The organism is Microcoleus sp. AT3-A2 (assembly GCF_036705685.1).
Classification (GTDB): domain Bacteria; phylum Cyanobacteriota; class Cyanobacteriia; order Cyanobacteriales; family Microcoleaceae; genus Microcoleus.
Genome location: NZ_JAUBVF010000004.1, coordinates 1 through 8,680, shown reverse-complemented (window position 1 = coordinate 8,680; position 8,680 = coordinate 1). Strand labels below are relative to the sequence as shown.

Genomic DNA, 8,680 nt, shown 5'->3' with positions numbered 1-8,680 from the left:
GATTGACTCCGCAGTGGTAGGGTGCGTCAGTCGATTTTAGATTTTAGATTTTAGATTTTAGATTGACTCTACAGTGGTAGGGTGCATCAGCATATCCTGATTTTCAGGCGCTGCGCCCGGAGTCATAACCTGACTCACCCTACAAGTTAACGACTAAAATAGACTGAAGCTGCTAACGAAGCGGTGCTGCATCAAACCTTTAATTGTATAAAAATTGACATGATGGGATTAATCCTGGAAGCCCTGCAAGCAATGGGACACAATGTCCGCTGGATGTCTTGGAATTTGTTTTTGGGTTTAGTACCGCTAGGCCTGAGTTTTTGGCTGTTCCGCAAACCTCGATCGCGCTGGCTGCTGTGGGGTACGGCGTTTCTCCTGGGCGCTACTTTTTTGCCCAGTACGCGCTCTGTTTTAGGCTATCTGAGGCATATTGTGCAAGATGTCGGCAAAACTTACGTTTTGGGGGCGATCGCGATTACACTGGCACTGATGGCTGTAGACATCTGGGTACTGCGGCAGCGCGGAGTTCGCTCTCTCCGGTGGTGGGGCGGCTTTTTCTGGTTTATCGGATTTTTGCCCAATGCGCCCTATGTTTTAACTGATATCATTCACCTGATCGAGCAGATTAAAGAGGGGAACTCGGTGTGGACTGTGACTCTAGCTTTGATCCCGCAGTATCTGGCGTTTATGCTGATCGGGTTTGGGGCTTACGTACTGTCGGTGATGAATCTGGGTTACTATTTGAAGCAACAGGGTTGGAGTAAATTTATCCTGGGAACAGAGATAACTATACACGCACTTTCGGCGATCGGAATTTATTTAGGGCGATTTATCCGCTTCAACACTTGGGACATTCTTACTAACCCCGATGCGCTGGTTAACACCATAATGAACGATTTGATTGGCAAGCGTCCGGTTTTAGTAATGGCTGTAACTTTTGTAGTAATTGCTGTTTTGTATTGGGTAATGAAACAAGTATTTTTAGGGATTAGCCAGCGATTTTATAGCAGTAAATTGCAGTCGGACTTGGCCGGCGATAGCGCAACTTCTTCCAGTTAGAGCGATTTGAGATTTGACATTTTCTCCACAGCTAACGTCTTAACTTTTTTGATCTCCCGGCCTAATTGCTCTGCAAATGTAGCAAGGGGCCTGACGATGAGAATGTTTTTAATTGCTGAAACTCTTGCTTTTATTGTCTTGGGCGTAAGTGCGTTCAGATGCGACTGCCGAAAGACTAATGCTATATCAGTCTTTCGGTAATACCAATTTTTTACCTAAACTCTTGAATAAATTACTGCCGCAATGTGTAATAAAACTTGATATGTTAGAAAAGTCGAAGTTGTTCTGTAAAAAGCAAAGATGAATCGATTTGACCGTCAGTTGTGGCAGAGATTTATTGCGATCGCTCAGCCTTACTTTTATCCTTTAGAGCCTGGGGGTGGCAGAATATTTTTAGGATTAGTAGCGCTGTTGTTGATATTTCTCTTCGCTGCGATGTTTGTGTTCGTCAGCGCTGTATGTTTGGGTACTCAAGTCTTATTTCCCGAATTTGTCAATAGTATTGCTGCCGGCTTAGTTACTTTGTTGAAAGGAATTATTAATTCGCCCGCAATTGCGATCGTGGCTTTCATGCTAATTATTCCTTTCAGTGCTTTTGTCTGGTTCAAAGACAGATTGACTGCACACAGGCAGCCCTGGGCTTTATTGACTTTGCTGCTGTTTTTGTCGCTGTCAGTCAGCGGTCTGAATGTAATAATTAGTTACGTCGGTAACTTTTTTAGCACAGCACTAGCTCAGAAAGACCAGCTCAATTACTGGAAGTATCTGTTTGTGTATGCAGGGGTTTTTGCAGTCGGCACTCCCATTGTGGTAATTTACCGCTATATCCGAGATAAATTGAGTCTCTACTGGCGAGATTGGATGACAAATAAGTTCCTGGATAAGTATTTTCAGAATCGGGCTTATTACGACATAAATTCACAAAAGGAAATAGACAATCCAGACCAGCGAATTTCTGAAGATGTCAAATCATTTACCCAGACAAGTTTGACTTTCTTGCTGATTATACTGGGTTCAATAGTTAATGTTATATCTTTCACAGGTATCCTGTGGTCTATCTCCAAACCACTTTCGCTCTTCCTGATTATCTACGCTATTTTGGGGACTGTCGCCACTCTAATTTTTGGTCAAAAATTAGTACCTCTTAATTTTAACCAGCTCAAAAAAGAAGCTAACTTCCGCTACGGACTGGTTCACATTCGCGACAACGCTGAATCTATTGCTTTTTATAGAGGGGAGGAGCAGGAATCTACGCAAATAAAGCAGCGGTTCGTTGAAGTATTCCGCAATTTTAATTTGCTAATTGGCTGGCAGCGAAATGTGGATTATTTTACCACGGGATACGGATATGCTGTTGTGATTATTCCGGCTTTGTTTCTAGCTCCTGCTTACTTTGCCGGCAAAATCCAGTTTGGAGATATTACTCAAGCAGGTTTTGCTTTTAGTCAGGTTTTAAGCGCTTTTTCAGTGATTGTAAATCAGATTGAGCCGCTGAGTTCTTTTGCAGCTAGTATCAATCGTTTGACTGTATTTACAGATACTTTGGAAGCCGAAAGGGCGGTATCTCGTGCAGGAGGAACTGCGATAGATGTAGTAGTTGATTCTCAGTTGACACTGGAACACGTTACTTTAGATACTCCGAAACATCAAAAGACTTTGATTAGGGATTTGTCGGTAGCAGTGCAGCCGGGTGAAGGACTGTTAATTGTCGGTCAAAGCGGTGCTGGGAAGAGTTCTTTGCTGCGGGCAATTGCGGGTTTGTGGGAATCGGGAACGGGGCGTTTGGCGCGGCCGGAATTGGGGGAAATGCTGTTTTTGCCACAGCGTCCTTATATGATTTTGGGTAGTTTGCGATCGCAACTTCTCTATCCCAACAGCAGCAGCGAGGTTGATGAGGAAAAATTGCGCTGCGTTTTGGCATCAGTAAATTTAGCAGATTTGCCGGACAGATTGGGCGGTTTTGATGCGGATTTAGATTGGGGTGAGATTTTGTCGCTGGGAGAACAGCAACGTTTAGCTTTTGCTAGATTGTTATTGACGGAACCGAGATACGCTATTTTGGATGAGGCGACAAGTGCTTTGGATTTAAAGAACGAGCAACATTTATACGAGCAGTTGCAAGCCACTGAAACTACGTTTGTAAGTGTCGGCCACAGAATGAGTTTGTTGCAATATCACCAGCAGGTTTTGGAACTTGTGGGCGATGGAAGTTGGCGGCTGCTTTCGTCCCAAGAATACCGCGCTAGTGCGACAATTTTTGGCTGATACAGCGCTGCTTTCAAAAATTGTGAATTTACCCGATTGTTGGTTGACGGTGGGTTGTGGTGCGGTGGGAGATTTATGGTTTGGTGCTATAAATTAAGCGCCGTGTCTCCACCCATCCTACAATAGGTTATACGGGTAGGGAGACAGCAACAATTTATGGCGATAAACTCCCCGTTCCTCATACCATCTTAGATTAAATAATTAAAGAATTGAATAATTGAATAATTGAATAATTGGGAATGACTGATTGTGTATGGGTTTGGATCACGGGCCTAGAGTTGCATTTTTTTAAACGGGTATCACAATCGATAATTGGGTATAAATATCTAAAACTGCCCAAACAGCAAAAAGCAAGCTGAACGTTTGCAGATTCGATTCAATTGCTCTCCCGCGAGAACTCACACAATATAATAGGAGATAGATTTTTAGTATAGGCGAGATTCCTACCTTGACTACTCCGATTCCTCAAAACTTTGTGCAAACGATCGCCAAACAGCGCGGTGTCACAGATGCAGAGTTAGAAACTGTGTTTATGGCTCTAGACGGTCAATCTACAGCGACGATCGCCACAAAGCTTGGCATTAGCGACATCGCCGTTCGCAAAAGACTCGGCGAAGTTTACAAAAAGTTTCAGATCGGGGGGAACGGCCCTGGAAAGCTTTCGGAATTGAGGCATCAATTGCTGTTTTCATACCACACCGATCAGGGAACGAGCGATTTTAGTGGAGGTAAAGGCTCTCTATTGAAGGTGGCGATTGGACACCGACAGGAAGATTGGGGCCAAGCACCGGATGTTTCGGTTTTTTACGGACGGACTGAAGAATTAACTACTTTAAAGCAGTGGATTGTATCAGATAATTGTCGGCTGGTAGCGCTGCTGGGTTTGGCTGGTAGTGGCAAAACAACTCTGTCGGTGCAGTTGGCAAAACAGGTACAGAATGAGTTTGATGTTGTGATTTGGCGATCGCTGCGATCGACACCCGCACCATCCGACTTCCTAGGAAGCTTAATTCAACTTTTTTCTAACCAACAAAAACCCGATGTGCCGTTAGCGGAGCCATCGAAGAGGATCGACCTCAACAGCAAAATTTCGCGCTTGGTCGAGTATCTGCGGAAACACCGCTGTCTGGTAATTTTAGATGATTTTGAAGCGGTTCTCAGACCCGAAGAATTAGCGGGGCACTACCGGGAAGACTACGAAGGATATCGAGATTTAATCGTGCGACTGTGTGAGGTCAATCACAATAGCTGTTTACTGCTAGTTAGTTCGGAAGAGCCTACGGAACTGGCTTTGCTGGCGGGAGAAAAAGTGCGGTCTTTAAAACCTGCTATTTCCGAGGAAATAGCGCGGGAAATTTTCCAAGAAAAAGGTTTGTCTCCTCAAGATCGAGAGTTGGAAATCTTGTTATCCCGGTACGGAGGCAATCTGTTAGCATTAAAGATTGTAGCGACAACAATTAACGAGTTTTTTGAGGGGAATGTTTTAAAGCTTTTGGAAGCTACGGCTTTATTTATTGAAGAACATATCAGCAATTTGCTCGCGCAGCAGTTCGATCGAATGTCGAGTTCAGAACAAGAGATTGCCTACTGGATTGCTATTGCTCAAATCCCGATTTCCCTGGCGACTTTGCGAGAGCAGATGTTGGTCAATTCATCGCTTTCGGATTTGCTGAAAAATCTCGATTCTCTGGGTCGTCGCTCGCTGATTGACAAAGTCAGTGAGGGCGGGGAAACTGTTTTTATGCTTCAGCCTTTGATCGTGCAATATGTGAGCGACAGATTAGTCGATCAGATTCGAGTGGAGGTTTTGGAGACGATTAAGACCCAAGGAATAGAAAGAATGCGGCTGTTGAAAACTCACAAATTGAGCATCAACATTGCTAAACGGAAAGGGGATAAAGGCGAGCCTATTAGCTCTATTTTAGCATTAGTAAAAAATCGGCTGCAAGTTTTGTTTGCGAAAACTACAGGCTTTGAAGAACCGCTAAATATCCTGACCAAAGTTGCCTCTCATCTGGAGGAGAAATCGATTCTTGAGGTGGGATATGCTAAAGAGAATCTGGCGCAGATTATTTCAGAACTTCAGTGCTAACAAAAAAGCGATCGCCCTTAGACAAAAGCGATCGCCCAATTTTCAACAAAAACAAAATTCGATAAAACTATTTGAGAATGCCAAAAACAGATGCAGATTCAGACCGTGTAATTTTGTCCAAAGCAGGCGATTTTTGAGCTTGGGCAATTTTGGGAACCAAAAGTTGGTTCGCATAAATCCGAGGATTTTGTTGAGCAATTTGGATGTAAGATTGGCGGACTTCTGCGTTGACTGCGACAGTCTTGGCATCGTAAACTTGCATCGCCATGTTGGGATAAAAACCAATGCCGACAATCGGTATCAAAAAGCAAAATGCGATCGCCACTTCCCGAGGTTTAGCATCAATAAACGGTGCATCACCAGGCAAAACGCAACTATTACCGAAACAAACCGCTTCATCCAGATTGTTTCTCTGATTCTGGAGATTGAGATCCTCAAGGTCGCAAGCTGCTAGTGTCCCACAGTTGTAAAATAACTGTCGCAGCATCGAGAGCAAATAAATCGGCGTCAAAATCAGTCCCACTGCCGCCAGGAACACTGTCACCGCGCGGAAAGAACCGCTGTACATATCGCTAGTTGCGACGCCCACAAACACGGACAATTCGCTAGCAAAACCGCTCATTCCGGGGAGTGCCAAAGATGCCATCGCACCTACGGTAAACAAGGCAAACACTTTCGGCATGACTTTTCCAATCTCGCCCATCTCGTCCATGATCATTGTATGGGTGCGATCGTAAGTAACGCCAGCCAGGAAAAACAATACTGAGGCGATTAAACCGTGGGAAATCATTTGCAACAGCGCCCCGTTGATTCCCAAATCCGTGAAGGAAGCAATACCCAACAACACGAATCCCATGTGAGAAATCGACGAATTCGCTAAGCGGCGCTTCATGTTCGATTGGCCGAAGGAATTCAGCGCGCCGTAGATAATATTGACCACGCCGAGCACCGCCATAATCGGTGCAAAGTAAACGTGTGCTTGGGGAAGAAGTTCCAAATTCAGCCGAATCAGTCCGTATCCGCCCATTTTCAGCAATACGCCGGCCAGAATCATCGACACGGGAGAAGATGCTTCACCGTGGGCATCAGGTAGCCAAGTGTGGAAAGGGAAAATCGCCAGTTTCACGCCGAAGGCAATTAACAATCCCGCATAAAGCAGTAATTCTAAACCCAGTGGGTAGTCCTTCAAGCCTAGTTCTACCATGTCGAAGGTGGGGGTGCCTCCGCCGTAGAATGCCATTGCTAAGGCCGCTATCAAAATAAAGATGGAAGCGCCCGCGGTGTAAATCAAGAATTTGGTAGCTGCGTAGCGGCGGTTTTGTCCGCCCCAAATCGAGATTAGGAGGTACACCGGAATTAGTTCGAGTTCCCAGACAATGAACAGCAGCATGATGTCTTGGGCGACGAACACTCCTATTTGTGCGGAGTACATCACCAGCATCAGGAAGTAGAAGAGTCGCGGCTTGCGATCAACTTCCCAGGCTGCAAAGATTGATAGCGTCGTCACCAATCCCGCCAACAGTACCAACGGAACTGACAGTCCATCAACGGAAACAGACCAGTTGAGGCCTAAAGAAGGTATCCAGGAATATTGCTCGACGATTTGGAAAGTAGAGATGCTTGGATCGTAATGAGTCCAAAACACCCAGCACATTAATACAAAATCTGCAATGCCTACGCCTAGAGCATACCAGCGCACAGTTTTGCCGTCTGTATCGGGCAGAAAAGGGATGGCGAGGGAAGCTACGAGGGGTAGGATGACAATTGCGGTCAGCCAAGGAAATTGATCCGCTATCATGATAGTGAGAAAAAATACTTAGTTGGAAGTTACCAAGATTATAATACTAAATTTAATAAAAACTTAAGATTTGTAAATATTTTTTTTATTATTATAAATACGGGGTAAATCATATAAGCACAGTTTGCTGCAAAAGTCAAGAATTTTTCCAGTTATTAGTCAGGAGTCATTAGTCGCACTTTAGTGGTTGACAATTACCGATGACCGATTACCCTTTTGTCCTGCAGTGGAAAACTTGGGTAAATATTCAGATCGATCGAGATAAAGTCAAGAGTTGTTCGCCAAAAGATGCAATTAAAGTGCGATCGGCTAATTGCGAACTCCATTTTTCCGGTATACCAGATTCTCCGTAAAAAGCCCCCGCCAACTGTCCGTAAACCGCACCAGTGGTATCCGCGTCGTCGCCCAAATTCACAGCCAACAAACAGCCTTCGGCAAAAGAAGAACTGTTGTAAAACGCCCAAAGTGCCGCCTCCAAAGACTTGACAACATAACCCGTACCTTTAATTTCAGGAGGTTGTCGCCGCTTAAAAGAACCCGCCGCAATCTCATCAATCTCTGCCACCAGCGGATTTGCGGCCCAATATCCAGAAATCGGACAATATCTTTCCGAAAGCAACACATCTTTAGCAACTCCATTCACCGCCCCCGCAATTAAAGCACCGAAATAACGGCAAGCATCCACACAAGTAGCAGCACCGTGAGTAGTTCTCGAACTTTCTCCAGATTTTTCTATGACTTCTAAAGGATTTTTAGCATAAAACAAAGGCACGGGAGCCAAACGCATAATCGAACCGTTTCCAGCAGTCTGAGCATCGGTAAAACCGCAGTAAGGTTTTCTTGTATCTTCAAACTTCCAAAGTGCTTGTTGAACCGTATTGCCAATATCAAAACATTCACCAGTGCTGCTCAAATGACCATTTCGCCACCACCGCACATAAGTTTCTAACTGATGGACTGGATCGAAACCTTGTTTCTCAATCAAACTTTCAGCTAAACAAAGGGCCATCGAAGTATCGTCCGTCCACTCGCCCGGTTGCAGTCGAAACGGGCCGCCGCCCACCATATCGTTAATAGGCGCAAACGTTCCGGGGCGACAGAACTCTAAAGTTGTTCCGAGAGCATCGCCAACTGCTAAACCGAGAAGACTGCCGCGATAATGTTCTATTTGCTGCATAACATAATTGAAAATTAATAATTAGTAAGCGCTAGTGAATTCAAAACCATTTCTCTCTGCATCGTACCTGCCTGTATAACAATCGATGCCAAACTTGTCAAATTCTCTCTTTCTCTATTCTCTTAATTCTCTTTCTCTGTGTTCTCTGCGCCCTCTGCGGTTCATTAAAAAAAAATCTCGTCCACAAGCGATACCAAATTTGTGAACTTCTCCTGACGGGGTGACAGGTTGCCTGAAAATCATACAGTCCGGCAATCCTAGACAAATCGCCTAGAAAAAGATAGGGTAA

Annotated in this window: 5 protein-coding genes; 3 read left to right on the top strand and 2 right to left on the bottom strand. The window is 44.7% G+C overall.

What is annotated here, in order from left to right:
* Positions 1 to 219 precede the first annotated feature (219 nt).
* The 3 genes from QUB37_RS04010 (at position 220) to QUB37_RS04000 (ending at position 5,416) form a co-directional block, all read left to right on the top strand.
* Entirely contained in the window at positions 220 to 1,059 is an 840-nt protein-coding gene (locus QUB37_RS04010; protein WP_333159334.1) for a DUF1361 domain-containing protein, read from the top strand.
* Between the two features lie 300 nt (positions 1,060 to 1,359).
* Positions 1,360 to 3,324: an ABC transporter ATP-binding protein/permease gene (locus tag QUB37_RS04005; RefSeq protein ID WP_333159332.1), complete on the top strand. Its 1,965-nt coding sequence runs from the start codon at positions 1,360 to 1,362 to the stop codon at positions 3,322 to 3,324.
* A 448-nt stretch (positions 3,325 to 3,772) separates the two neighbouring features.
* Positions 3,773 to 5,416: an NB-ARC domain-containing protein gene (locus QUB37_RS04000; RefSeq protein ID WP_333159330.1), complete on the top strand. Its 1,644-nt coding sequence runs from the start codon at positions 3,773 to 3,775 to the stop codon at positions 5,414 to 5,416.
* Positions 5,417 to 5,483: 67 nt separating this feature from the next.
* On the opposite strand, the gene QUB37_RS03995 is transcribed toward QUB37_RS04000, so the two are convergent.
* Positions 5,484 to 7,214, bottom strand: a complete 1,731-nt coding sequence (locus QUB37_RS03995) for an NAD(P)H-quinone oxidoreductase subunit 4 (protein ID WP_333159328.1) — start codon at positions 7,212 to 7,214, stop codon at positions 5,484 to 5,486.
* A 247-nt stretch (positions 7,215 to 7,461) separates the two neighbouring features.
* The gene (locus QUB37_RS03990) at positions 7,462 to 8,391 is read right to left on the bottom strand and encodes an ADP-ribosylglycohydrolase family protein (protein WP_333159326.1); all 930 of its coding nucleotides are present in this window, start codon (positions 8,389 to 8,391) and stop codon (positions 7,462 to 7,464) included.
* Between the last annotated feature and the right edge of the window lie 289 nt (positions 8,392 to 8,680).

Bases quoted from the DNA above. Each gene is read 5' to 3' on its own strand.
- QUB37_RS04010 (WP_333159334.1), top strand. From the start codon at position 220: ATGATGGGATTAATCCTGGAAGCCCTGCAAGCAATGGGACACAATGTC.
- QUB37_RS04005 (WP_333159332.1), top strand. From the start codon at position 1,360: ATGAATCGATTTGACCGTCAGTTGTGGCAGAGATTTATTGCGATCGCT.
- QUB37_RS03995 (WP_333159328.1), bottom strand. From the start codon at position 7,214: ATGATAGCGGATCAATTTCCTTGGCTGACCGCAATTGTCATCCTACCC.
- QUB37_RS03990 (WP_333159326.1), bottom strand. From the start codon at position 8,391: ATGCAGCAAATAGAACATTATCGCGGCAGTCTTCTCGGTTTAGCAGTT.